We start from the raw sequence: 23,708 nt of genomic DNA, 5'->3' as shown, positions 1-23,708 counted from the left end.
CCGTAACGAACAGCCAGGAAAGGATCATGGGCAAAGCGATGGCCGCTATCTCCACCACCGAACCGCGCGCCGCCAGCGCGCGATGGGCGACGCTGGCCGGCTTCTGCGCCAGCCTGGTCGGCATCGGATTGGCACGTTTTGCCTACACCCCCTTGCTGCCCGCGATCATCGCCGCGCATTGGTTCGACGCCTCGGTCGCCGCCTATCTGGGCGCGGCCAACCTGGCGGGCTATCTGGCGGGTGCGCTGCTGGCGCGGCCCATCGCCGCGCGCTTGCCGATCGCGTTGACCTTGCGGGCGATGATGGCCCTGGCGACGATCGCGTTCTTCGCCTGCGCCTATCCGCTTTCCTTTTCCTGGTTTTTCGCCTGGCGCTTTCTGTCCGGCGTGGCGGGCGGCGCGCTGATGGTGTTGGCCGCACCCACGGTGCTGCCGCTGGTGCCCGCGGCCCGGCGTGGACTGGCCGGCGGCGTGATCTTCATGGGCGTGGGCGTGGGGGTGGCTGCTTCAGGGACCCTGGTGCCCTTGCTGCTGCGCGATAGCCTGCAGGAGACGTGGCTGGGCCTGGGCGTGCTGTCGCTGGTGGCGACGGCGGTCGCCTGGCAGGGCTGGCCTTCCGGCGCCACCGCGCCTGCCGAGGCCCGTCACCACGTCAGGCAACACCGTGCGCCGCGCGTCGTGTCCCTGCGCGCCTTGTACGTCGAGTACGCGCTGAACGCCGCCGGCTGGGTGCCGCACATGATTTTCCTGGTCGACTTCGTCGCCCGGGGCCTGGGGGAGGGCCTGCAGGTCGGCGCGCAATACTGGGTGTTGTTCGGCATCGGGGCCACCGTGGGGCCGGTCCTGGCCGGCGCCCTGGCGGACAGGATCGGATTCGGGCGCGCGCTGCGGCTGGCATTCACGCTGCAGGCCTTAGGTGTCGCGATACCCGCGCTGGGCCTGGGCGATGGCTGGCTGATGGCGTCCAGCATCATCGTCGGCGCCTTCGTGACGGGGACGGTACCGCTGGTGCTGGGCCGCGTCCATGAATTGCTGGCGCATCACCCCGCGCATCGCGATCCGGCCTGGCGCACGGCGACGGTGAGCTTTGCCCTGTTCCAGGCTGTGGCGGCCTATGCCTTGTCCTATGTGTTCAACCAGAGCGGCGGCAACTACATCCTGCTGTTCGTCATCGGCACGGCGTTCATGGTGCTCGCGCTGGCGATCGATCTCATCTGGGGCCGGCGAGGCTGAGCGGCACCGCGTCGACGTCATAGGTGAAAAGCCACTCGTAGCGTTCGCGCACGCGGTCCTCGTTCCATTCGCGTTCGACATACGCCGCCGCGCCTTCGGCGTGGGCCAGGGCGGGATTGTGGAAGCGGCGCGCGTTTTCCGCGGACCCTCGCACCACGCGTGTCGTACGCGCCTTGCGCAGCGCTTCGTAACGCGCCAGCGCGTCGGCGGGATCGCCCGGCAGCTCCGCCAGGCAGCGCGCCAGGATGTAGCCATCTTCGATTGCCATGGCCGCGCCCGACGCCAGCATGGGCAGCGTGGGATGGCAGGCGTCGCCCAGCAGTGTGATGCGCCCCTGGCTCCATACCGGCAGCGGTTCGCGCAGCATGAGCGCCCATTTGTAGGGCTGGTCCAGTGCGCGGATCAGCGTGTGCACGTCCTCATGCCAACCGGCGAAATCGCGCAGGCATTCGTCGATAGAGCCTTTCTGCGTCCAGGATTCCACCTGCCAGTCGTCGCGTTCCAGGATGCCCACGAAGTTGACCAGCTCGCCGCGCCGCAGCGGGTAGTGGATGACGTGGGCGCCGGGCCCTACCCAGTTGACCGCATAGGGTTCACGCAGATGCGCCGGCAGGCGCGTCGCGGGGATCACCCCGCGCCACGCCAGGGTGCCGGAAAACGTGGCGTCGTCGGCGCCGAACAGCTCGGCGCGGATGCGCGAATGCACGCCGTCGGCGCCGATCAGGACGTCGCCGCGCCGCGTACCGCCGTCGGCCAGGATGACCGTGATCGCGCCCCCGTCCTTACCCGTGTTTTGGCCCTCGTCCTCGTCTTCGCCCGCGCCTGCGCCCTGGCGCGCGGACAGGACGCGGGCGTTCAATTCGATGGCTGCCGGATCCAGCGCCCGTACGGCGTCGACCAGCACCGCATGCAGATCGGCACGGTACAGCGTCAGGTAAGGGTAGCCATAGCGGCCGATGGATTCGGCCCCCAGGTCGAACAGGGGCCAGGTCTGTCCGCTATTCCACAGGCGTATGCGCTTGCCCGAGGCCGTGCTGGCCACGCGTCCCAGGGCGTCGCCCAGGCCCAGCTGGAACAGCGCGCGGTTGGCGTTGGCGCTGAGCTGGATGCCCGCGCCCAGTTCGCGCAATTCCGCCGCCTGTTCCAGCACCCTGACGTTGAAACCGCGGCGCAACAGCGCGAGGGCCGCGGTCAGGCCGCCAAGGCCGGCGCCGGCGATCAGGATCCGTGGGAAACGGGCGGTACTGCCTGGCATGGGATGTCTCCTCGAGTAGCGTGCTGGATATCGCGAGCCGCGATCGGGGCCGGCGGCTTATCGTTTGGCCTGACGATAACCCAAGTGTCCGCCACCGTGGCCCCGCGTCAGGGCCGCATCTTCTGGCGTTCCCTTTCGTAGGTGTCGTAGCTCGTGGTCTGCAGGCAGCGCTGCCGCTGCTGTACGTCCGGCAGGAACCGGCATTGGTCCTGGTGCGAACCCTGGACGGCGTCATACGCGTCCTTCCATGTGCAGGCGGTGGTGAATGCCAGGGCCGCCAGGCCCATCGACAGCAAAATCGAAACGCGGAAACGCACGAGATGTCCTTCAACTAGGGAACCACGCGACGGCCGTCGCGCGGCGACGCTCTGGGCGGACCAGAGCAGCGCGGTCAGTCCCCGTCGCCCGGCATGGGTTCCACAGGGCGTGTCAGCCTATGGACGCGAAATATTTCGCCGGCGGCTTGCCCACCGATTTCTTGAACATGGTGATGAAGGCGGTCACCGACTCGTAGCCCAGTTCTTCGGCCACGCGCTGGACGGACTGGCCGGCTGCCAGTTGCCGCATCGCGACGATCAGGTGCAGCTGCTGGCGCCAGCGGCCGAACGTCATGCCGGTTTCCTGGCGCGCCAGCCTTGCCAGCGATCGTTCGCTCATGGCGACCAGGTGGGCCCATTCCGCCAGGGTGCGGCGGTCCGCGGGGTTGTCGGCCAGCATCGTGGCGATGCGGCGCATGCGAGGTTCGTCGGAGACGGGCAGGTGCAGGCGTTCCACCGGCATGACCGCCAGTTCTTCCAGCAGCAGGGCCGCCTTGCGGCCGGTGCGGCTTTCGGCGGGATAGTCCCGCGGCTGGTCCGCCACGTCCAGGATCAAGGCGCGCACCAGCGGGGAAATCGCCAGCGTGCAGCATTCGACGGGCATCGGGGCCGCGCCGGGTTGGACGTACAGGTAGCAGATACGCGCGTTCGGCGTCGCGCGGATGCTGTGCGGCATCATGCCTGGCACCCAGACCGCGTAGCGTGGGGGGACCATCCAGACGCCACCGGCGACTTCGCAGGTCACGCCGCCTGCCATCGTCAGGATCAGCTGGCCCTGCCGGTGGTGGTGGACCGGGATTTCACTGCCGTGATCCGCGGCTTGCAGCCGCATGCCGGCGACCGGTCCGGCGCCATCCAGGCAGAAATCGATCAGCAGGTCGTCCAGGAGCATGGTGCCGGGTTGTCAGGTTTTAGAGATTTATTGGCATAGTAGCTAAATTCCTTGTAAGGGTTTACGCGTAAGGTTGCGGTCTGGTTCCATTCCTTTGATTGCTTGCTATCCCATGTCTACAGAAACGGTACGCCTTCCCGTCGCAAGGCCGCTTTTGCTGCTCACCGGCCTGCTGCTGATCGCCTGCGTGCTGCGCGCGCCGGTCACCGGCGTCGCGCCCATGCTGGATATGATCCAGGCCACATACGGATTGACGCGCGCCCAGGCCGGCCTGCTCACCACGCTGCCCTTGGTGGCGTTCGGCGTGATCTCGCCCTTCGCCGCATCGCTCGCGCGCGCCCATGGCATGGAGCGGGCGCTGTTCGGCGCGCTGCTGGTCATCGTGGGCGGTGTGATCGTCCGTTGGTTCGGCCCCTTGTGGGCGCTTTATGCCGGCACGGCGATCATCGGCGTCGGGATCGCGGTGGCCAACGTACTGCTCCCTGGCCTCGTCAAGCGCGATTTTCCTGCCCGCGTGCCCACCGTGACAGGCATATGCGCGCTGATGATGGGCGGCGTCGCCGCCGGGGCATCGGCATTGGCGGTGCCGCTGAGCCATGCCTTCGGCTGGCAGTCCGCGCTGGGCATGGTCATCGTCCTGCCGCTGATCGCGCTTGCCATCTGGAGCACGCAGCTGGGCGCGCATACCGCGCCGGCGCGCGGGACCGCGGCCGTTCCGCGTGGCGCAAGCGTGTGGCGCTCGCCCATCGCCTGGCAGGTCACGCTGTACATGGGGATCAACTCGCTGCTGTATTACATGCTGGTGGCCTGGCTGCCCGGCATGCTGATCGAGCAAGGCTACAGCGAGGCGCAGGCCGGGTCGGTGCACGGCCTGATGCAGCTGGCCTGCGCGCTGCCCGGCCTGGTGCTGGGGGCGCTGGTGGCCCGCATGCACAACCAGAAGGCGATTGCGATAGCGGCGGCGCTGGCCATGGCCGTCGGCCTGCTCGGCTTCATCTACGCGCCGGGCGGGTCCACGGTCTGGGCCATCCTGTTCGGCGCCGGTTCCGGCAGCGCGATCATCCTGTCGCTGATGTTCATGAGCCTGCGTGTCGTCAACGCGCACCAGGCGGCATCGCTGTCCGGCATGGCGCAAGGCGTGGGCTATCTGCTGGCGGCGACGGGTCCGACGCTGGCCGGGCGCGCGCACGACGTGGCCGGCAGCTGGGATGTGGTGATGGCGGGCGGTGTCGTGCTGTCCATCGTCATGGCCGTGTTCGGCGGGCTGGCGGGCCGGTCGCGGCAGATGCCTGCCGGCGCCGCGCCCGCCTGATGCGGAAAGCTCAGTTCGCGCCAGCGGTCTGCGCGCGCCGGGGCAGCTTCCAGTTGGGACGCACGAAATGGCAGGTGTAGCCGTTGGGAATACGCTCCAGGTAGTCCTGGTGTTCCGGTTCGGCTTCCCAGAACGGCCCGGCTTCCGCGACTTCCGTGACCACCTTGCCTGGCCACAGGCCGGACGCATCGACGTCGGCGATGGTGTCTTCGGCCTCGCGCTTCTGTTCGGGGCTGGTGTAGTAGATCGCCGACCGGTAGCTGGTGCCGACATCGTTGCCCTGGCGATTGCGCGTGGTGGGATCGTGGATCTGGAAGAAGAATTCCAGCAACTGCCGATAGCTGGTCCTGGCGGGATCGAAAATGATTTCGATGGCTTCGGCATGCGTGCCGTGGTTGCGGTAAGTCGCATTGGGGACGTCGCCGCCCGTGTAGCCCACGCGGGTGGAGATCACGCCGTCGAAGCGGCGTATGAGGTCCTGCATCCCCCAGAAGCAACCTCCGGCGAGTACAGCGCGTTCGTGGTTCATCAGATGTCCTCCACTTGATCGAGATAGGCGCCGTAGCCTTCCGCTTCCATCTGGTCGCGGGGAATGAAACGCAGCGACGCCGAATTGATGCAATAGCGCAGGCCGCCGCGATCGCGCGGGCCGTCGGGAAACACGTGGCCCAGGTGGCTGTCGCCATGGGTGGAACGTACTTCCGTGCGGATCATGCCGTGCGAGCTGTCGCGCAGTTCGTTGATATTGGCCGGTTCGATGGGCTTGGTGAAACTGGGCCAGCCGCAACCCGATTCGTATTTGTCGGAAGACGCGAAGAGCGGTTCTCCGGACACGATGTCCACGTAGATGCCCGGTTCCTTGTTGTCCAGGTATTCACCGGTGCCCGGGCGCTCGGTGGCGCTTTCCTGGGTGACCCGATATTGCTCGGGCGTGAGCCGCGCGATGGCGTCCGGATCCTTGATGTAACTGGGCATTGTGCGCTCCTTGGACAGGGAAGTACGACTACATGGGGGAATCCGGCGGCGTTTCAACCCCTGCACGCTCGGATGCCCAGGGCGAGTATAAGTTCCGCCGAGGCCATATCCCAATGGTTGATGCGGCGCTCCGGGATGGACGATGGGGGGGCCTGCGTTATACGCTTGGAGCGCCGGCCGTCGGGCCCGCATGCCCCGGCCCGCTCGCGAGCGGCCGGTCATCAACCTGACATCGCCGCGCCCGACCATGTGAGGTCCGGCGCGGGCCGAGCAGCCATGTTCCAGGCGCCGTGCGATCCACGCGCGTGCTGGACTGTCTTCCCATTTATGCAGAGGGCTTTCAATGAGCACGATCAAGACCAAGGACGGTACCGAGATCTTCTACAAGGATTGGGGGACGGGGCAGCCCATCGTTTTCCATCATGGCTGGCCATTGAGCGCCGATGATTGGGATGCGCAGATGCTGTTCTTCCTGCACAAAGGCTACCGCGTGATCGCGCATGACCGCCGCGGCCATGGTCGTTCCTCGCAAACCGCGTCGGGCCACGAAATGGATACGTATGCCGCCGACGTCGCCGAACTGGCCGCGGCGCTGGACCTGCGCGACGCCATACACGTGGGGCATTCGACCGGCGGCGGGGAAGTCGCCCGCTATGTGGCGCGGCACGGCAAGGGCCGCGTGGCGAAGGCGGTGCTGATCGGCGCGGTGCCGCCGGTCATGGTGAAAAGCGACAAGAATCCCGGCGGCCTGCCGCTGGAAGTCTTCGACGGCTTCCGCCAGGCGCTCGCGGCGAACCGCGCGCAGTTCTTCCTGGAAGTGCCCAGCGGGCCGTTCTACGGCTTCAACCGCAGCGGCGCCAAGGTATCCGAAGGCGCGATCAGGAATTGGTGGCGCCAGGGCATGATGGGCGCGGCCAATGCGCACTACGATTGCATCAAGGCCTTCTCGGAAACCGACTTCACCGAGGACCTGAAGCAGATCGACGTGCCGGTGCTGATCATGCATGGCGACGACGACCAGATCGTGCCCATCGCCGATTCGGCGCTGCTGAGCGCCAAGCTGGTGAAACACGGCACGCTCAAGGTCTACAAGGGCTATCCGCACGGCATGTGCACCACGCACGCCGACGTCATCAACGCGGACCTGCTGGCCTTTATCCAGGAATAGCGGGCGTCATCGGGCGCGGCGCCGGGCCTTGCCGGCTGGCGCCGCCACCTGGGACCGTCGGAAACAATCGGCGGCGTGGTCGTTGACGATGCCGACGGCCTGCATCCACGCATAGACGATGGTCGGGCCGACGAACTTGAAGCCGCGGCGCTTCAGCTCCTTGGATAGGGTTTCCGACAGGGGCGAGGACGCCACCCATGACTTGCCGTCGTTCTGTATCGGCGCGCCGTCGGTGAAGGACCAGCAGAAGTCGGCGAAGTCCTCGCCGTTGCGCTGCATGTCCAGGTAGATGCGCGCGCCGCCTATCGTGGCCAGTATCTTGGCGCGGGCGCGGATGATGCCCGGGTTGGCCATGAGCCGCTCCACGTCGTCGTCACCGTAGCGCGCGACGACGGCGGGATCGAAGTTGTCGAACGCGGCCCGGAAAGCGTCCCGCTTGCGCAGGACGGTGATCCAGGACAAGCCGGCCTGGAAGCCTTCCAGCATCAGCATTTCCCACAGCATCCGGCTGTCGTGCTGCGGGACGCCCCATTCCTGGTCGTGGTAGTCGCGCATCAGGGCGTCGGTGTCGGCCCAGCTGCAGCGGTGGGGATGGGGCGTCGTCATGGCGGGCAAGTCCGGTTCGGTGAACCGGCGCATTGTAGTGGCAGGGCGGCCTACGCCGTCGCCGCCGCTGGCGGACGCGGCCTGCCGCTGTCGGGGCCGTTGATGAGGAGCTGGCCGAGCTGCGAGACGTCGGTCGTGGTCAGCTGGGACAGGATGTCGGTGACGACGTCCGCGCCGGCCGATGCCGACATCGCGGCCATCGCGGCCGTGGCGGCCATTGCGGTCGTCTCGATGTCAGGCGCGGATTGCGCCGGCGATCCAGGCTGCGGCGGCGTCGGCGGGGCCGACAGGCAGGCGGTGTGATGGCTAGAGCCGATGGACGGGATGCTCACGATGAACTCCAGGTGGATCGAAGGAGTCGCCTGAGTACGCACGGCACGACGGCCGTTCCTGAGCGCGCGCGCCGACCCTGTGCTCAACAGGGATTTCCCTAATATTCGCCGCAGCGCAAAATATACTTCCGACCTCGACTTTTCCTACGATCGCGGTGCCGCGGGTCCTGTTGGCCCGCTCGTGCCGGCCGTCTCATGACTGCTCCCACTACCAATGCGCAACTCGGCCGCGCGGGCCTTTACCTGCTGCTGGCCGGCCAACTGCTGCCCATGATCGATTTCTCCATCGTGAACGTCGCGCTGGACGCGATGGCGCGATCGCTGCACGCCAGCGAAATGCAGCTGGAGTTGATCGTCGCCGTCTATGGCGTGGCTTTCGCCGTATGTCTGGCCATGGGCGGACGCCTGGGCGACAACTATGGCCGCAGGCGCGTGTTCTGGTGGGGCGTGATGCTGTTTACCGTGGCGTCGCTGCTGTGCGGCCTGGCGGGGCAGGTGTGGGTGCTGCTGGCGGCGCGCGTGCTGCAAGGGGTGGCGGCCGCGCTGGCGGTGCCGCAGATCCTGGCCACCATACACGTGAGCCTGCGCGGCCAGGAACATTCACGGGCGCTGGGGTTGTACGGCGCGGTCGGCGGACTGGCCTTCGTCGTCGGGCAGGTGCTGGGCGGGCTGCTGGTGTCGCTGGACCTGGGCGGCCTGGGCTGGCGCAGCGTGTTCCTGATCAATCTGCCCATCGGCCTGGTCGTGATGGCCTATGCGCGGCGGCTGTTGCCTGAAACGCGATCGTCACACCCGGCGCGCATCGACTGGCCCGGGACCTGGCTGCTGGCCATCGTCATCCTGTGCCTGCTGATTCCCGTGGCCCTGGGACCGGTGCTGCATTGGCCTTGGGAATACCGCGCGATGCTGGGTGCGGTGCCTTTCCTGCTGTATGCGCTGTGGAAGGTGGAGTTGCGGCAGGAACGCCGCAAGGCTTTCCCGCTGCTGCCGCCGTCGCTGCTGCGCCTGTCCAGCATACGTTTCGGCGTGTGCATCGCGGTCCTGTTCTTCTCCAGCTGGAGCGGCTTCATGTTCGCGATGGCGCTGACGCTGCAGGCGGGCGCGGGGATGTCGCCGCTTGCCTCCGGCAATACCTTCATCGCGATGGGGACCGCCTATTTCATCGGTTCTCTCATGACCAACAGGGCGGTCGTGCGCTTCGACAAGGCGCCGGTGCTGGTCATCGGCTGCCTGATCCAGATGGCGGGGGTGCTGGCGCTGCTGTTCACGTTCCGTTCGGTATGGCCGGAGCCCACGGTGCTCAACCTGATGGCCGCGACGATACCGATCGGCTTTGGCCAGGCTTTCATCGTCGGGTGCTTTTTCCGCATAGGCCTGTCGGAAGTCCCGCCCGAGCATGCCGGGTCGGGCAGCGCGACGCTCTCCACCGTGCAGCAGAGCGCGCTGGGCCTGGGACCGGCGATCTCGGGTTCGGTGCTGACGCATTTCCTGAACGCGCCCGGCGGGAATTACCTGGAAGGGGCCTCGGGCGTGCTGACCATGGAGTTCGTCGTGGTCGGCCTGCTGGTGCTGTGCACCTTGGCGTACGAGTGGCGGCGGCGCGCCCGGCTGGCCGCGTTGGCGGTGGTCGGCGGTGAATAGGGTCGACGGCGCGGCGGCCTTGGCCGCGATGCGCCGGCGAAACGGTACCGTTGCGGCAGAGCAGCGGTAGCGCCGGGCAAGGGAGCAGGGCAACGCCGTCCCGCCATCGGCCATAATGCGAACCTCGCAAAGACTGGCATCCTGGGAGGGGACCATGTACAAACGATTGATCGCCGGCGCAACGCTGGCGGCGGCCGCCGTGGCCGCGCACGCCGATTATCCCGATCACGCCATCCGCATGATCGTGCCGTTTCCGCCCGGGCAGGCGACCGACATCTTCGCGCGCGCGCTGGCGGAAAAGCTGGGCGCGGAGCTGAAGCAGCCCATCATCGTCGACAACCGCGCGGGCGCGGGCAGCAATATCGGCATGGCCCAGGCGGCGCGTTCGCCCGCCGACGGCTATACGCTGGTGATCGCCGGCAGCGCCGCGGCGGTCAACCAGACCTTGTACAAAAAGCTGGATTACAGCCTGGCGAACGATTTCGCGCCGGTGACCGGCATGTTTTCCGTCCCGTTGATGTTCCTGTCCAATCCGCAATCGGGCATCAAGACCATGCGGCAACTGGTGGAGCGCGCCAAGGCCAAGCCCGGCGAGCTGGCCTACGCCAGCGCCGGCATCGGCGGCACCCAGCACCTGTCGGCCGAAATGTTCAAATCCGCGGCGAACATCGATATACGGCACATTCCGTACAAGGGCAGCGGGCCCGCGCAAGCGGATTTCCTGGGCAACCAGGTGCCGCTGATGGTGGACTCCGTGACGGCCGGGCTGCCGCACGTGCAAAGCGGCAAGGCCATCGCGCTGGCCGTGACCACCACCAAGCGCCTGCCGCAGCTTCCCGACGTGCCGACCGTCGCGGAATCCGGCTACCCCGGGTTCGAGGCCATAGGTTGGGCGGCGGTGCTGGCGCCCAAGGATACGCCGGCGCCCATCGTGGATTTCCTCAGCCAGCGCATCGGCGCCATCCTGAATTCACCCGCCATGCAAAGCTACCTGCGCGAGCGCGGCGCCGAGCCCATGGCCATGACGCCCGCCCAGACGGGCGCCTTCGTCAAGAGCGAGATCGCCAAATGGGGCGCGGCGGTGAAGTCTTCGGGCGCCGAAGTGGATTGATGTTGCGCGCGCTTGCGGCGGCGTCGATGTTTCTGTACAAAAGCGGAAAGCTATACGAAAGCTAGAGCCTGGCTACAGGCCATCACGCAGCAATATCGCCGGGAGACGCGATGCAGCTGGTGCTGGAAGGGATTCAACGGCAAGCGGGATCACAAGTCCTGCTCTATCCGATGAACCTGGCTCCGAAACCCGGGGCCATGACTGTCCTGCTGGGGGTGACCCAGGCGGGCAAAACGTCGCTGATGCGCATCATGGCCGGCCTGGACCGGCCGTCGCAGGGCGCCGTCCGGGTGGATGGCGTCGACGTCACGCGGGTACCCGTGCGCGAGCGCAACGTCGCCATGGTGTACCAGCAGTTCATCAACTATCCGTCGATGAACGTCCACGACAACATCGCTTCGCCCCTACGGCTGCGCCGCGCCCAGGGAGTGGACGAGCGCGTGCGGGCCATGGCGGCCCGTCTGCACATCGATCATCTGCTGGACCGATATCCGGCCGAGCTTTCCGGCGGTCAGCAGCAACGCGTCGCATTGGCGCGCGCCCTGGTCAAGGATGCCCCGCTGGTCCTGCTGGACGAGCCCCTGGTCAACCTGGACTACAAGCTGCGCGAAGAATTGCGCGACGAACTCAGCGAGCTGTTCCAGGAAGGCCGCGCCACGGTGGTCTACGCGACCACCGACCCGGCCGAAGCCTTGCTGCTGGGCGGCCATACCGCCGTGCTGGACGCGGGCGAGTTGCTGCAATACGGCCCGACCGCCGAGGTCTTTCACCGGCCCCGTTCCATACGCGTGGCGCGCGTGTTCAGCGATCCCCCGATGAACCTGCTGCGCGCGCGGCGCGACGGCCAGGGTTTCGTGCTGGAGGACGGCACGCGCGTCGCCAGGGACCTGCCGGCGGGCGCCGACGCCACGGGCGATATCACGGCAGGCTTGCGCGCCGGCGCGCTGCACCTGCGGGATAGGCCCGGCTACGTCTCTGTACAGGGCACGGTCAGGCTGGCCGAGATATCCGGCTCGGATACCTTCGTGCATACCCGCACCGCGGCGGGAAACCTGGTCGCCCAACTGACCGGCGTGCATCGTTTCGGGCTGGAGCAGGCGATACGCCTGTATTTCGATCCGGCGCAGACCTATGCCTTCGATGCCGCCGGCGAGCTGCTGGCGGCGCCCGCCTATCGTGGCGCGATCCCGGCGGCGCCGGCGGGAGCGCGTTGATGGCGAGCATCGAACTGGATCTTGCGCACGCCTACGTGCCCGATCCGCGGCGGGACGAGGACTATGCCCTGCTGCCCTTGCAGTACACCTTTCGCGACGGCGGCGCCTACGCCTTGCTGGGACCGTCCGGCTGCGGCAAGACCACCTTGCTGAACTGCATATCCGGCCTGCTGCGCCCGTCCGCGGGCAACATCCGTTTCGACGGCCGCGACGTGACGGACCAGACGCCGCAGCAGCGCAACATCGCCCAGGTATTCCAGTTCCCGGTGGTGTACGACACCATGACGGTGGCGGAAAACCTGGCTTTCCCGCTGCGCAATCGCCGGGTGCCCGAGGCTCGCGTGCGCGATCGGGTGGGGCGGATCGCCGAAATGCTGGAGCTGTCCGCCGTGCTGGACCGGCGCGCGAGCGGGCTGGCGGCCGATGCGAAGCAGAAGATATCGCTGGGGCGCGGACTGGTGCGCAGCGACGTGTCGGCCATCCTGTTCGACGAGCCGCTGACGGTCATCGATCCGCACCTGAAATGGGAGCTGCGCCGCAAGCTCAAGGAAATCCACCAGGAATTCAAGTTGACGCTGGTCTACGTCACGCATGACCAGACCGAGGCGCTGACCTTCGCCGACCAGGTGATGGTGATGTCGCGCGGCAAGGTGATGCAGGTCGGCGCGGCCGACGATCTGTTCCTGCGCCCGGCCCATGCCTTCGTCGGGCACTTCATCGGTTCGCCCGGCATGAATTTCCTGCCGGCATGCCGGGAAGCGGGCGGCGTGCGGGTGGGGACGCGTACGCTGGGCGAGCCTCCCGCGGAGCTGGCCGCCACGTTGCCCGCCATACTGCCCGCGTCGGGCGCGTTCACGCTGGGCATACGGCCGGAGTTCGTGCGGCCCTGCGCGCCCGACACCCCGGGGGCCTTGCCGGTATCGGTGACCCGCGTGCAGGACATCGGCACCTATCTGCTGCTGACCGGCGCATACGAAAGCCACGCCCTGCGCGCCCGCCTGCCGCTGGACGGCGGCGCGGCGGATGGATACGGCCTGCCCGCGGCCGGGGGCACGGCGTGGCTGTCGATATTGAACCCGTACAGCCGTGCCTATCCGGCGGAGGAGCCGACGCGATGAAACCGGTCAACCATAAGGCCTGGCTGCTGGTGTTGCCGGTGGTGGTGTGCGTGGCCTTTTCCGCCATCCTGCCCTTGATGACCATTGTCAACTATTCGGTGCAGGACATCATCTCGCCCGACCGCCGGGTGTTCGTCGGCACCGAATGGTTCGCCTCGGTGTTGCAGGATCCCGAACTGCACAAGGCCTTGTGGCGCCAGATCGGCTTTTCATTTGCGGTGCTGGCGGTGGAAATCCCGCTGGGAATACTGCTGGCCCTGTGCATGCCGGCGCGCGGCTGGCAGGCGTCCGCGGTGCTGGTCATCGTCGCGCTGTCGCTGCTGATCCCCTGGAACGTGGTGGGCACGATATGGCAGGTGTTCGGCCGCACGGATATCGGGCTGCTGGGCGCCACTTTGTCGTGGCTGGGCGTGGACTACAACTACACCGGCGACGACGTGGATGCCTGGATCACCGTGCTGATCATGGACGTATGGCACTGGACCCCGCTGGTCGCGTTGCTGTGCTATGCCGGCCTGCGCGCGATACCGCCGGCCTACTACCAGGCGGCGCGCATCGATGGCGCCTCGCGCATGGCGGTGTTCCGCTACATCGAGCTGCCCAAGATGCGCGGCGTGCTGATGATCGCGGTGCTGCTGCGCTTCATGGACAGCTTCATGATCTATACCGAACCCTTCGTCCTGACGGGGGGCGGGCCGGGCAACGCCACGACCTTCCTGTCGCAATACCTGACGCAGAAGGCGGTCGGCCAGTTCGACCTGGGGCCGGCGGCGGCGTTCTCCATCGTGTATTTCCTGATCATCCTGCTGCTGTGCTTCATCCTGTACAACTGGATCCAGCGGGCCGGCACGTCCGGCGCCCTGGACGAGGAGACCGGCCATGCGTGAACGGCCCATCGTCTGGCGCAGCGTCTTCCTGATCCTGTACCTGCTGTTCGCCATCCTGCCGCTGTACTGGATGCTGAACATGTCGTTCAAGGACAATAGCGAAATCGTCGGGGCGCTGACGCTGTGGCCGCGCGACTTCACCCTGAAGCACTACCAGACCATCTTCACCGACCCGGCCTGGTATTCGGGCTATATCAATTCGCTCATCTACGTCGCGATCAATACGGTGATCTCGCTGGCGGTGGCGCTGCCGGCCGCCTACGCGTTCTCGCGCTACAGCTTCATCGGCGACAAGCACGTGTTCTTCTGGCTGCTGACCAACCGGATGACGCCGCCGGCGGTGTTCCTGCTGCCGTTCTTCCAGCTGTACACGTCGCTGGGACTGATGGACACGCACCTTGCCGTGGCGCTGGCGCACCTGGTGTTCAACGTGCCCCTGGCGGTCTGGATACTGGAAGGCTTCATGTCCGGCGTGCCGCGCGAGATCGACGAAACCGCCTATGTGGACGGCTATTCCTTTCCCAGGTTCTTCCTGACGATCTTCCTGCCGCTGATCAAGGCCGGGGTCGGGGTGACCGCGTTCTTCTGCTTCATGTTCAGCTGGGTCGAGCTGCTGCTGGCACGCACGCTGACCTCGGTCAACGCCAAGCCCATCGTCGCCACCATGACCCGCACCGTGTCCGCCGCCGGCATGGACTGGGGCGTGCTGGCCGCCGCCGGCGTGCTGACCATCGTGCCCGGCGGCATCGTGATCTGGTTCGTGCGCCGCTACATCGCGAAGGGCTTCGCGATGGGCCGGGTGTAGGAGCTCGCCATGTTCGACTGGATGGTATGGACCACGCCCGTCGCCGTGTTCTTCGGCTGCGTCGTGCTGATGCTGGCGGGCATGACGGTGTGGGAACTGCGCTCGCCGACGCGCCTGCGCAAGGGCTTCCTGCCCATCGCGACGACGCGGGGCGATCGCCTGTTCATCGGGCTGATGTGCGCGGCCTGGGTGAACCTGGCCTTCGTCGGGTTGGGCGAACGTTTTACCGCATGGTTCGCGCTGGACGAGCCGCCGTCGGTATGGATCGGCTTCGTCATCTCCATGCTGGTGCTGGCGCTGGTGTTGCGCAAGGGATAAGCGGTACCCCGTTTCAAGGACCACGGCCATCGCCTTTCCCGGCCGCGTCCGCAGCACAACAGGGAAAGGCCTATCGAGGAGACAGCTCATGAAATCGCGCATGCATGCCGTGGCAGCCGCCATCGCCCTGATCGGAGCGCCCGCCGCCTGGGCCGGCGAACCGGAGGCGCGGAAGTGGATAGACTCGGAGTTCCAGCCCTCGACGCTGTCCAAGGACCAGCAGATGGCGGAGATGAAATGGTTCATCGATGCGGCGGCCAAGCTGAAGGCCAAGGGCGTCAACGAAGTGAACGTGGTGTCGGAAACCATCACCACCCATGAATACGAATCCAAGACGCTGGCGCGCGCGTTCGCGGAGATCACCGGCATCAAGGTCAACCACGACATCATCCAGGAAGGCGATGTGGTGGAGAAGCTGCAGACGTCGATGCAGTCGGGCAAGTCGATCTACGACGGCTGGATTTCCGATTCCGACCTGATCGGCACGCACTACCGTTACGGCGCCATCCTGCCGCTGACGGATTACATGAACGGCGCCGGCAAGGAATACACCAATCCCGGCCTGGACCTGAAGGATTTCATCGGCACGCGCTTCACCACCGCGCCGGATGGCAAGCTGTACCAGCTGCCCGACCAGCAGTTCGCCAACCTGTACTGGTTCCGCGCCGACTGGTTCGCCCGCAAGGACCTGCAGGACAAGTTCAAGGCCAAGTACGGCTACGACCTGGGCGTGCCCACCAATTGGTCGGCCTACGAGGACATCGCGGATTTCTTCACCAACGACGTCAAGGACCTGGACGGCAAGCGCGTCTATGGCCACATGGACTACGGCAAGAAGGACCCGTCGCTGGGCTGGCGCTTCACCGACGCCTGGCTGTCGATGGCCGGCACGGCGGACAAGGGCCTGCCCAACGGCATGCCGGTGGACGAATGGGGCATACGCGTGGCGGACGACAAGTGCACGCCCGTGGGCGCGTCGGTGGAACGCGGCGGCGCCGCCAACAGTCCCGCCGCGGTATACGCCCTGACCAAGTACGTGGACTGGATGAAGAAGTACGCGCCGCAGCAGGCGATGGGCATGACGTTTTCCGAATCCGGGCCGGTGCCGGCGCAGGGCCAGATCGCGCAGCAGATCTTCTGGTACACGGCGTTCACGGCGGACATGACCAAGAAGGGCCTGCCCGTGGTGAATGCCGACGGCACGCCGAAATGGCGGATGGCGCCTTCGCCGTATGGGCCGTACTGGAAGGAGGGCATGCAGAACGGCTATCAGGACGTGGGTTCATGGACATTCTTCAAGTCCACCGATCCCAATCGCATGGCGGCCGCCTGGCTGTACGCACAGTTCGTCACGTCCAAGAGCGTGTCGCTGAAGAAGTCCATCACCGGCCTGACCTTCATCCGCGACAGCGACATCCATAGCGACTTCTTTACCAGGAACGCCGACAACTATGGCGGCCTGATCGAGTTCTACCGCAGTCCTGCCCGCGTTGCCTGGACGCCGACCGGCACCAACGTGCCCGACTACCCCAAGCTGGCGCAGCTGTGGTGGAACAACATCGCCACCGCCGTAACGGGCGAAAAGACCCCGCAGCAGGCCATGGACAGCCTGGCCAACGAGATGGACCAGGTCATGGCGCGGCTGCAGCGCGCCGGCATGGCGCAGTGCGCGCCCAAGCTGAATCCGCGCAGCGACCCGTCCAAGTGGCTGTCGGACGAGCACGCCCCGTGGAAGAAGCTGGCCAACGAAAAGCCCAAGGGCGAAACCATCGCCTATGACAAGCTGCTGCAGGCCTGGAAGGAGGGCAAGGTGCGCTAGCCGGAAGCGATCGCGGCGCCCGCCTGGCACGGCGCCGCGCCGCGCATCCCGCTGTCCGTGCGATTTCAACGTCCTGGCGCAGCCGCCGGCCCGCCGAGCTGTTGCGCGGCGGTGGCGATCCACCGCAATTGCACGCCTGTGCGCGTGTCATAGTCGCCGACCAGCCCGCACGCCTGATTGTTCCCGCAGACCGCCGGCGTGTACAGGTAGGCCCAGTTTTCCATATAGGCGTTCTGCGGCAAGCTGGAGAACGTTACCTGCTGCAGCGTTCCCGATCCGAACGATCTGACTTTGCCTGTATCGATTTTGGGATACAGGTGATCCAGGATGGCCTTGGCGGCGTCGAAGCCGCAGTATCCCAGATAGGGCGGGGCCGATGTCCTGCGGTCGTCCTGCGATCGCTTCAGCGTGGTCGCGACGACACGGCTGATATCGGCGGATGAGGGCGCATCCTGCGCCATGCAGCGTTGGACCATGGTATTCGTGCTGTCTTCGGCGCATTGGTCGGGTGATCACACGTCCGCGTGCGCGGCCTGTCAGGGCATGACCGGCGGCTTGTATTCCAGCGTCGCGGCCAGCGCCCAAAGCATGATCAGCACGATGGGCGTGTGCACGATCAGTTGCGTGAAGGTGAAGCCGACCACGTCGCGCGCCCGCACGCCCAGCACGCCCAGCAGCGGCAGCATCCAGAACGGGTTGATCAGGTTGGGCAGGGCCTCGGCCGCGTTGTAGACGGTCACGGCCCAGCCCAGGTGCACGTGCAGGTCGTTGGCGGCCTGCATGACATAGGGGGCTTCGATGATCCACTTGCCGCCGCCGGATGGCACGAAGAAGCCCAGTACCGCCGAATAAACCCCCATCAGGGCGGGGAACGATGCGTGCGACGACACCGATACGAAGAAGGCCGACAGCATATGGGCCAGGGTCTGGCCGTCGGCGCCCGCCGCCTTGGTCAGGATGTAGGCAACGCCGCCGTATAGCGGGAACTGGATCAGGACGCCGCCGACGGACGGCACCGACTTGGTGATCGCGTTCAGGAAACTGCGCGGACGCCAGTGCAGCAGCATGCCGAGCATCAGGAACACGAAGTTGTAGGTGTTCAGGTTGGAGATCGCCAGGATGGCATCCTTGGTGGCGAATTCGTTGACGATCCAGGTCGCGCCCAGGGCGACCAGCAGGATGGTCAGCACCGGGCTGTATTCCAGCCAGTCGCCGGGACGCGCTGGCGGATCGACCTTTTCCACGCTGGCGCCCAGGTCCACGCCCAGCCGCTCGGCCGTCACGGCCTTGTCGCCCTGCGGCGCGGAGTAAAAGGCGATGATCATCGACGCGACGGTCAGGACGACCGCGATCGCGAAGGATTGCCACAGGAAGATCGTTTCCGTGAACGGGATGACGCCGGTGATCTTCAGCAGCGCGGGCGGCAGGCTGGCGGGATTGGCCTGCAGCTGCGCCGCCGAGGAGCTCAAGCCCAGCGCCCAGGTCGCGCCCATGCCCAGGTAGGCAGCCGCGCCGGCCGCGCGGTAATCCATCCGCAGTTCCTGGCGGCGCGCCAGCGCGCGTACCAGCAGGCCGCTGAAGATCAGGCTGATGGCCCAATTCAGCAGCGATGCCAGGATGCTGATCAGCGCCACGTAGCAGATCGCGCCGCGTCCCGTGCGGGGATGGCGCGCCAGCCACGCGATCAGCCGGGCGGCGGGCGGCGAGGCCGCCACGACGTAGCCGGAAATGGCCACGATCGCCATTTGCATCGTGAACGGAATCAGCGTCCAGAAGCCATCGCCGAAGGCCAGGCCGACGCTCTTGGCCGGCGCCCCGTTGGCGATGGCGCCCAGTGCGACCACCACCACGGCGATGACCGCGAAGATATAGGCGTCCGGAAACCATTTCTCGGACCAGCGCGTGACCGCCGCGGCCATGCGTTCCAGCGCGCCGCTGTCGCCGGCGGGCGCTTGTTTGATGACGGATTCTGCTTTCATGATTTCCCCTTCGTATGGTTGTGGGCAGAAGATTCTTACTCGGTCGCCTGACCGGCCATTCCGCTGGACGCGCGCCCCGCGATCGTCAGGCGTCCAGGACCAGGTCCGTCACGGGGACGGCCTGGCAGGCAAGGCATACATCCGGATCCTCCGGTTCCGCGCCGTGCAGGTGGCGTACCTGGCCGCGCACGATGCGCACCGCGCAGCTCTCGCACTGGCCGACCCGGCAGCCGCTGGGCAAGGCGAGTCCGAGGTTCTCGGCGAAGGACAACAAGGCGCCGTCGCGCGCCGACCATGCGGCCTCGGCCCGGGAACGCGCGAAGCGCACCGCATATCGGCGCGACGGATCCACGTCGACGGGCGCCGGCGAACGGAAAGTTTCGCTGAAGATATCGAAGGCTGGCACGCCGCGCGCCGCCAGGCCCTCGGTGATCGCGCGCATCATGGCCGCGGGTCCGCACAGGTAGAAGCGGGCGCGCGCCCGGATCAATGCATCCGGCACCGCGGCGGCGGTCGCGTGGCGGCCGGCGGCGCCGGGGGTGTCCTGGGCGCCGCTGTAGTAGCGATGAACGGCAAGCCGCGGCAGCCGCGACGCCAGTTCGGCAAGGCGGCCGGCATAGGCGGCGCTGTGCGGCGTCCGGTTCGCGTAATGCAGCCATACCTCTGGCATGCACGCGCGTTGCGCGTCGGGTAGAGCGGCCAGCGATTCCAGGTAGGCCAGGAAGGGCGTGATGCCGATGCCGCCCGCGAATAGCACCACCGGCTGCGGCGACCGCATGGGCACGATGAAGCTGCCCCCCGGGGCGCCCAGACCGACGACGTCGCCGACGTGCAGGCGGGTGTGCAGGTGGCCGGACATCCGGCCCTGCCACGGCTGGCCTTCGTCCGTGCTGCCTTGCTGCCGGCGTACCGCGATGGTGTAGCGGCCGCGTCCGGCATTCGAGGCGGGGTCGATCAGCGAGTAGGCCCGCGTGATCGGCCCGTGGGCGTCTTCCGCGTCGCCCTGCGCCTGGGCGGCCACGCGCAGGGTGATGTGCTGCCCGGGTTCGGGATCGGGCAAACCCTGGTCGTCCACCGGCGCGAAGGCGATCTCCAGTACGTCGTTCGCGCGGGGCGTCAGGGCGGCGACCCGGAATGGCCGGAAGCCGGTCCACGCACGGCGCGCGGGATCGCTGGCAGGATCCCGCTCGATGGCGCAGGCACAGGCGCGCATCGGCACCGAGCCGCTGACCGGATCGGCCATGTCGGCGGAGATCAGCGCGTTGTAGTTGCTGTTGCCCTGGCCTTGGACAGGGAAGCCGTCGCGGCCCAGCTCCGGGCAGGCCTGCCACCACCCGTAGTCGGCGACGGCGACGTCTTCCGGCAGGTCCGCCTGCATGCGCGCGACGAAGCGCGCCTGGCCGGTGCGCGTGCGGACACGGACCCAATCCCCGTCGGCGATCTCGTGGCGGGCGGCCAGCGCGGGATGCAGGCCGATGCGCGGTAACGGATCGCGCTTGCGCAGGGATGGCAGCGCGCGGTGCTGGCTATGGCAGTAATAGCCGCTCTTGGCGCTGGTCAGCGCGACAGGATAATCATCGCCGCCATGCGGGGCGTCCGGCGGTGCGCGGTGGAACGGCAGCGGCGCATAGCCATGGCGCAGCAGGCGTTCCGAATAGAGCTCGACGCGCCGCGTCTCGGTGGCGAAACCCGCGACCAGCCCGGTCGCGCGGCCGGGCGGCGCGGCGGGGTTCCCATGCGCGCCTGTATCGTTGTCCGGGGCGGCATACTTGCGGTCCCGGTGCGTGAGCGGCATGCGCATCCCGCCTTCGGCGCCGCGCAGGTCGGCCACCGTAATGCCCAGCGGGGCCAGCATATGGTTCCAGCCCCGTTCGAGGCTGCCGTCGAAGAACAGCTCGGACATGCCCAGCCGGCATGCGAGGTCGAAGACGATGTCGTTGTCGGAACGCGATTCGCCGCGCGGCGAAACCATGCGTGGCCGCAGCTGGACCAGCTCCTGCGCCCGTGCCGTGATCTCGAATCCCACGCGCAGGCCTTCGCGCTCCCATGGCGTATTGATCGGCAGCAGGATGTCGGCGTAGCGCGCCGACGGCGTCTCGAAGAGGTCGCAATGCACGTGGAATTCCAACGCGCCCAAGGCGGCCTGTCCCATGTCCACGTCCGCTTGGGACACGAGGGGATTGGTGCCGAAGGCGACCATGGCGCGCACCCGGTAGGGCGTGCCGTGGAGGATGGCGCCATACAGGTCGCGCGCGGTGATCCAGCCCTGGGCCGGCGGTCCCAGCGGGCGTTCCGCCAGTCCCAGCGCCTTGGCACGCTGTTCCGGCGCGATCAGGTCCATGCCGTTGACGGCGACTACCGGTTGCCGGGGATAGATGCGGTTGCCGCCTGGGGCGTCGAAGCTGCCGGTCAGGGCATACAGCACGGCGATGGCGCGCTCGGTCTGCGTGGCGTTACCCTGCTGGCCGATGCCGGTCCAGGCGTGGTAGGCCACGCTGGGCGCTTCGGCGATGAGCCGCGCGGCGGACCGTAGTTGTTCCGGCGGCACACCGGTGATCCCGGCGACGTGGTCGGGCGTATAGGCCGCGCACTGCGCTGCCAGCAGGTCGAATACGGGACGGCAACGGACAAGGCCTCCCTGGCGCAGCCGGATGTCGCAGGCGCCGCGCAGCGCGTAGCGGTCGCCGCCTTGCGCAGCGGCGGTGCGACGGGTGTCATAGGCGACGGCGGCGCCCGATACGCCGTCCCAGGCGGCGTAGACGGCGGCCGTATCCGCGCTGCCGGGTGCTGGAAATGACCGCTCATACGCATCCATGTCCACCTCGGCGACCTCGCTTGCGCGCAGGAACATGCCCGTATCGTCCCGCACCAGCAGCGGAGCGTTGGTCCAGTCGCGCACGAAGGCCGCGTCGTAGCCGCCCGTCTCGATCAGCAGACGCGCCAGGCCCAGGGCCAGCGCGGCATCCGTGCCGGGCCGCACCTGCAGCCAGGCGTCCGCCTGCGCCGCCAGCGCCGTGCGTCGCGGGTCGACGACCAGCAGCCGGGCACCGGCGGCGCGGCCGAGCCCCACGGCATGGGCCTGCGCCAGCCAGGTATTGGCGGGGTTGTGCCCCCACAACATGATGAGCGCGCTGTTGGAATAGTCGGCCGTCGGCATGCCGCAGCCGTAGGTGAAGGCGTGCGCGTAGTCCTTGTGCCAATTGCAGATTTCAGTGGCGTAGCAGATGTTGGGGCTGCCAAAGCCGCGCACGAAGCGCTCGATCCAGTCGATGCTGTCCGACAGCGGCGTGCCGCTGGGCGTGGTCACACCGAAGGCCACGGCTTCCGCGCCGTTCTCGCGCCGGACGGCATCGAGCCGGGCGGCGGTCTCCCGCAAGGCTTCTTCCCAGCTTATGCGTTGCCAGCCGGGGTCGCCGCCATCCTTGGGGCGGGTGCGGCGCATCGGGTAGAGCAGGCGATGCGGGCTGTGCAGCAACTCGGGCGCGGCGCGGCCCTTCATGCACATCGACTGGCCGGTGGGGTGGTCGGTGTCGGGCACCACGCGCACCAGCGCATCGTCCTGGACGATGTTGCGGGTGCCGCAGCGCGAGCGGCAGAGCGTGCAATAGCCGCGTTTCTCCATAGTCACCAGCCAGGTCCAGCATTCGCTCAAGGATATCGATGCTGCGGATACTAGGACGACACGGGCAATATTGCTAATATAAATTTTTTAAATCTAAATATAGATAAATTGAATATTATGCCCTGGCGTCGGTGCCCCGGCGGCGCGGCCGGCGGCAGGGCGAGCGTTGAAGAAAGGCGGAGCGCATGCAAGTCACCCTGAGGCAGTTGGAATACTTCCTGGCGCTGGCCGAGACCGGCCAGGTGTCCAAGGCGGCGCTGCGCTGCAACGTCTCGCAGTCTTCCGTGACCATCGCCCTGCGCAATCTGGAACAGAGCGTGGCGACGTCACTGTTCGAACGGCATGCCAAGGGGCTGCGCCTGACCGAGGCGGGCGTGCGCTTCGCGCGCCACGCCCGCAATGTCAGCGGCGCGTTCGATCGCGCCATGGAAGACATGCGGGCCGAACCGAACGACCTGGGCGGACATTTGCGCCTGGGCGTCACAGAGACCATTTCCGCCTACCTGATGCCGGCCGTGATTGCCGCGGTGGGGCAGCGTTTTCCCAATCTTCGACTGGATGTGGTCGAGCGTGACCGCGCGGCCGTGGAAGCCGATCTGCTGGCGGGCAATCTGGATCTGGCCCTGGTCATCGTGTCGAACCTGACGCGCTTCGACAAGCTGCAATACGACACGATGCTGAAATCGCCGCGCCGCCTGTGGACGCATCCGGACCATCCCTTGCAGCAGGCCGACAAGGTGCGGCTCGCCGACGTGGCCTGCGCCGACTACGTGCTGCTGGACATGGACGAACACATCGAGACCGTGGGCAAGTACTGGGGGCGCCTCGGCTTGCGGCCGCGGGTACGTTTCCAGAGTCGTTCGCCCGAAGCGGTGCGCAGCCTGGTGGCCCTGCAGCAGGGTGTGACGATACTGTCGGACCTGGTGTATCGCCCGTGGTCCCTGGAAGGCAGGCGCATCCTGCGTCGCGACCTGAGCGACGACGTGCCCACCATGGATATCGGCGTCGTCTGGCGCAAGCGTGGCCGGCTGGCCAGGGAAGCCGAGGCCCTGACGGGTTTCCTGCATGCGTCCATCAAGGCGCTGGCGCATGTCTGAGGCGTGGC

The 23,708-nt window shown here is 67.1% G+C and carries 22 protein-coding genes; 12 read left to right on the top strand and 10 right to left on the bottom strand.

The window, feature by feature from the left end; genetic code table 11:
- The first annotated feature begins 26 nt into the window (after positions 1-26).
- Positions 27-1,232 carry a YbfB/YjiJ family MFS transporter gene (locus CAL26_RS16100; protein ID WP_373454483.1) on the top strand — a complete coding sequence of 402 codons (1,206 nt, stop codon included), beginning with the start codon at positions 27-29 and terminating at the stop codon, positions 1,230-1,232.
- Here the strand turns inward: CAL26_RS16100 and CAL26_RS16095 are convergent.
- From CAL26_RS16095 to CAL26_RS16085, 3 genes are all read right to left on the bottom strand, one after another.
- Positions 1,210-2,487: an FAD-dependent monooxygenase gene (locus tag CAL26_RS16095; protein ID WP_094847866.1), complete on the bottom strand. Its 1,278-nt coding sequence runs from the start codon at positions 2,485-2,487 to the stop codon at positions 1,210-1,212. The genes CAL26_RS16100 and CAL26_RS16095 overlap by 23 nt on opposite strands.
- 107 nt (positions 2,488-2,594) lie before the next feature.
- Positions 2,595-2,804, bottom strand: a complete 210-nt coding sequence (locus CAL26_RS16090) for a hypothetical protein (protein ID WP_094847865.1) — start codon at positions 2,802-2,804, stop codon at positions 2,595-2,597.
- Positions 2,805-2,916: 112 nt separating this feature from the next.
- The gene (locus CAL26_RS16085; RefSeq protein WP_094847864.1) at positions 2,917-3,696 is read right to left on the bottom strand and encodes an AraC family transcriptional regulator; all 780 of its coding nucleotides are present in this window, start codon (positions 3,694-3,696) and stop codon (positions 2,917-2,919) included.
- A 112-nt stretch (positions 3,697-3,808) separates the two neighbouring features.
- Here CAL26_RS16085 and CAL26_RS16080 point away from each other — a divergent pair, with 112 nt between their 5' ends.
- Positions 3,809-5,008: an MFS transporter gene (locus CAL26_RS16080; protein ID WP_094847863.1), complete on the top strand. Its 1,200-nt coding sequence runs from the start codon at positions 3,809-3,811 to the stop codon at positions 5,006-5,008.
- A gap of 10 nt (positions 5,009-5,018) precedes the next feature.
- Here CAL26_RS16080 and msrA read toward each other — a convergent pair whose 3' ends face one another.
- Positions 5,019-5,537, bottom strand: coding sequence for a peptide-methionine (S)-S-oxide reductase MsrA (msrA, locus tag CAL26_RS16075; protein ID WP_094847862.1), 519 nt, complete (start codon positions 5,535-5,537; stop codon positions 5,019-5,021).
- Positions 5,537-5,983, bottom strand: coding sequence for a peptide-methionine (R)-S-oxide reductase MsrB (gene msrB, locus CAL26_RS16070; RefSeq protein ID WP_094847861.1), 447 nt, complete (start codon positions 5,981-5,983; stop codon positions 5,537-5,539). The genes msrA and msrB overlap by 1 nt, the downstream gene beginning before the upstream one ends.
- A 343-nt stretch (positions 5,984-6,326) precedes the next feature.
- Here msrB and CAL26_RS16065 point away from each other — a divergent pair, with 343 nt between their 5' ends.
- Positions 6,327-7,151, top strand: coding sequence for an alpha/beta fold hydrolase (locus tag CAL26_RS16065; protein ID WP_094847860.1), 825 nt, complete (start codon positions 6,327-6,329; stop codon positions 7,149-7,151).
- A gap of 6 nt (positions 7,152-7,157) precedes the next feature.
- Here CAL26_RS16065 and CAL26_RS16060 read toward each other — a convergent pair whose 3' ends face one another.
- Together CAL26_RS16060 and CAL26_RS28125 are read right to left on the bottom strand one after the other, a co-directional pair.
- On the bottom strand, positions 7,158-7,757 hold the full coding sequence (locus CAL26_RS16060) for a DNA-3-methyladenine glycosylase I (protein ID WP_094849912.1): 600 nt from the start codon (positions 7,755-7,757) through the stop codon (positions 7,158-7,160).
- Positions 7,758-7,807: 50 nt separating this feature from the next.
- Positions 7,808-8,089, bottom strand: coding sequence for a hypothetical protein (locus CAL26_RS28125; protein ID WP_143277446.1), 282 nt, complete (start codon positions 8,087-8,089; stop codon positions 7,808-7,810).
- 195 nt (positions 8,090-8,284) lie between these two features.
- Here CAL26_RS28125 and CAL26_RS16055 point away from each other — a divergent pair, with 195 nt between their 5' ends.
- The 8 genes from CAL26_RS16055 to CAL26_RS16020 all read left to right on the top strand — a co-directional run bounded on the left by CAL26_RS16055 (position 8,285) and on the right by CAL26_RS16020 (position 17,002).
- Entirely contained in the window at positions 8,285-9,730 is a 1,446-nt protein-coding gene (locus tag CAL26_RS16055) for an MFS transporter (RefSeq protein WP_094847859.1), read from the top strand.
- A 154-nt stretch (positions 9,731-9,884) separates the two neighbouring features.
- Positions 9,885-10,841: a Bug family tripartite tricarboxylate transporter substrate binding protein gene (locus CAL26_RS16050; RefSeq protein ID WP_094847858.1), complete on the top strand. Its 957-nt coding sequence runs from the start codon at positions 9,885-9,887 to the stop codon at positions 10,839-10,841.
- A 110-nt stretch (positions 10,842-10,951) separates the two neighbouring features.
- Positions 10,952-12,055 (top strand): ABC transporter ATP-binding protein, encoded by a 1,104-nt coding sequence (locus tag CAL26_RS16045; RefSeq protein WP_094847857.1) that lies wholly within the window; start codon positions 10,952-10,954, stop codon positions 12,053-12,055.
- The gene (locus CAL26_RS16040) at positions 12,055-13,173 is read left to right on the top strand and encodes an ABC transporter ATP-binding protein (RefSeq protein ID WP_094847856.1); all 1,119 of its coding nucleotides are present in this window, start codon (positions 12,055-12,057) and stop codon (positions 13,171-13,173) included. Before CAL26_RS16045 ends, CAL26_RS16040 begins: the two co-directional genes overlap by 1 nt.
- Positions 13,170-14,060: a carbohydrate ABC transporter permease gene (locus CAL26_RS16035; RefSeq protein WP_094847855.1), complete on the top strand. Its 891-nt coding sequence runs from the start codon at positions 13,170-13,172 to the stop codon at positions 14,058-14,060. Before CAL26_RS16040 ends, CAL26_RS16035 begins: the two co-directional genes overlap by 4 nt.
- Entirely contained in the window at positions 14,053-14,865 is an 813-nt protein-coding gene (locus tag CAL26_RS16030; protein WP_094847854.1) for a carbohydrate ABC transporter permease, read from the top strand. The genes CAL26_RS16035 and CAL26_RS16030 overlap by 8 nt, the downstream gene beginning before the upstream one ends.
- Positions 14,866-14,874: 9 nt before the next feature.
- Complete coding sequence (locus CAL26_RS16025) at positions 14,875-15,183, top strand: DUF2160 domain-containing protein (RefSeq protein WP_094847853.1); 309 nt, start codon at positions 14,875-14,877, stop codon at positions 15,181-15,183.
- Positions 15,184-15,271: 88 nt separating this feature from the next.
- Positions 15,272-17,002 (top strand): ABC transporter substrate-binding protein, encoded by a 1,731-nt coding sequence (locus CAL26_RS16020; RefSeq protein WP_094847852.1) that lies wholly within the window; start codon positions 15,272-15,274, stop codon positions 17,000-17,002.
- Positions 17,003-17,067: 65 nt separating this feature from the next.
- Here CAL26_RS16020 and CAL26_RS16015 read toward each other — a convergent pair whose 3' ends face one another.
- From CAL26_RS16015 to CAL26_RS16005, 3 genes are all read right to left on the bottom strand, one after another.
- Positions 17,068-17,463, bottom strand: coding sequence for a hypothetical protein (locus CAL26_RS16015; protein ID WP_143277445.1), 396 nt, complete (start codon positions 17,461-17,463; stop codon positions 17,068-17,070).
- A 75-nt stretch (positions 17,464-17,538) separates the two neighbouring features.
- Positions 17,539-18,981 carry a short-chain fatty acid transporter gene (locus tag CAL26_RS16010; protein WP_094847850.1) on the bottom strand — a complete coding sequence of 481 codons (1,443 nt, stop codon included), beginning with the start codon at positions 18,979-18,981 and terminating at the stop codon, positions 17,539-17,541.
- 85 nt (positions 18,982-19,066) lie between these two features.
- A complete protein-coding gene (locus CAL26_RS16005; RefSeq protein ID WP_256988640.1) occupies positions 19,067-22,603 on the bottom strand; it encodes a molybdopterin-dependent oxidoreductase in 3,537 nt (1,178 codons plus the stop codon).
- A gap of 185 nt (positions 22,604-22,788) precedes the next feature.
- Between CAL26_RS16005 and CAL26_RS16000 the strand changes: the two genes are divergently transcribed.
- Complete coding sequence (locus CAL26_RS16000; protein WP_094847849.1) at positions 22,789-23,700, top strand: LysR family transcriptional regulator; 912 nt, start codon at positions 22,789-22,791, stop codon at positions 23,698-23,700.
- Positions 23,701-23,708: the final 8 nt, after the last annotated feature.

Origin of the sequence: Bordetella genomosp. 9 (assembly GCF_002261425.1) — a bacterium.
In the GTDB taxonomy this organism is placed as follows: Bacteria; Pseudomonadota; Gammaproteobacteria; order Burkholderiales; family Burkholderiaceae_B; genus Bordetella_C.
The sequence above is the reverse complement of the archived record's forward strand: the minus strand, read 5'-3'. Positions and strand labels throughout refer to the sequence as shown.

What these genes read in the sequence shown, in the direction of transcription:
- CAL26_RS16055 (WP_094847859.1), top strand. Translation starts at nt 8,285, where the DNA reads ATGACTGCTCCCACTACCAATGCGCAACTCGGCCGCGCGGGCCTTTAC.
- CAL26_RS16015 (WP_143277445.1), bottom strand. Translation starts at nt 17,463, where the DNA reads ATGGCGCAGGATGCGCCCTCATCCGCCGATATCAGCCGTGTCGTCGCG.
- CAL26_RS16085 (WP_094847864.1), bottom strand. Translation starts at nt 3,696, where the DNA reads ATGCTCCTGGACGACCTGCTGATCGATTTCTGCCTGGATGGCGCCGGA.
- CAL26_RS16030 (WP_094847854.1), top strand. Translation starts at nt 14,053, where the DNA reads ATGCGTGAACGGCCCATCGTCTGGCGCAGCGTCTTCCTGATCCTGTAC.
- CAL26_RS16005 (WP_256988640.1), bottom strand. Translation starts at nt 22,603, where the DNA reads ATGGAGAAACGCGGCTATTGCACGCTCTGCCGCTCGCGCTGCGGCACC.
- CAL26_RS16010 (WP_094847850.1), bottom strand. Translation starts at nt 18,981, where the DNA reads ATGAAAGCAGAATCCGTCATCAAACAAGCGCCCGCCGGCGACAGCGGC.
- CAL26_RS16060 (WP_094849912.1), bottom strand. Translation starts at nt 7,757, where the DNA reads ATGACGACGCCCCATCCCCACCGCTGCAGCTGGGCCGACACCGACGCC.
- CAL26_RS16000 (WP_094847849.1), top strand. Translation starts at nt 22,789, where the DNA reads ATGCAAGTCACCCTGAGGCAGTTGGAATACTTCCTGGCGCTGGCCGAG.
- CAL26_RS16080 (WP_094847863.1), top strand. Translation starts at nt 3,809, where the DNA reads ATGTCTACAGAAACGGTACGCCTTCCCGTCGCAAGGCCGCTTTTGCTG.
- CAL26_RS16065 (WP_094847860.1), top strand. Translation starts at nt 6,327, where the DNA reads ATGAGCACGATCAAGACCAAGGACGGTACCGAGATCTTCTACAAGGAT.
- CAL26_RS16020 (WP_094847852.1), top strand. Translation starts at nt 15,272, where the DNA reads ATGAAATCGCGCATGCATGCCGTGGCAGCCGCCATCGCCCTGATCGGA.
- CAL26_RS16035 (WP_094847855.1), top strand. Translation starts at nt 13,170, where the DNA reads ATGAAACCGGTCAACCATAAGGCCTGGCTGCTGGTGTTGCCGGTGGTG.
- msrA (WP_094847862.1), bottom strand. Translation starts at nt 5,537, where the DNA reads ATGAACCACGAACGCGCTGTACTCGCCGGAGGTTGCTTCTGGGGGATG.
- CAL26_RS16040 (WP_094847856.1), top strand. Translation starts at nt 12,055, where the DNA reads ATGGCGAGCATCGAACTGGATCTTGCGCACGCCTACGTGCCCGATCCG.
- CAL26_RS16095 (WP_094847866.1), bottom strand. Translation starts at nt 2,487, where the DNA reads ATGCCAGGCAGTACCGCCCGTTTCCCACGGATCCTGATCGCCGGCGCC.
- CAL26_RS16025 (WP_094847853.1), top strand. Translation starts at nt 14,875, where the DNA reads ATGTTCGACTGGATGGTATGGACCACGCCCGTCGCCGTGTTCTTCGGC.
- CAL26_RS16100 (WP_373454483.1), top strand. Translation starts at nt 27, where the DNA reads ATGGGCAAAGCGATGGCCGCTATCTCCACCACCGAACCGCGCGCCGCC.
- msrB (WP_094847861.1), bottom strand. Translation starts at nt 5,983, where the DNA reads ATGCCCAGTTACATCAAGGATCCGGACGCCATCGCGCGGCTCACGCCC.
- CAL26_RS16050 (WP_094847858.1), top strand. Translation starts at nt 9,885, where the DNA reads ATGTACAAACGATTGATCGCCGGCGCAACGCTGGCGGCGGCCGCCGTG.
- CAL26_RS16045 (WP_094847857.1), top strand. Translation starts at nt 10,952, where the DNA reads ATGCAGCTGGTGCTGGAAGGGATTCAACGGCAAGCGGGATCACAAGTC.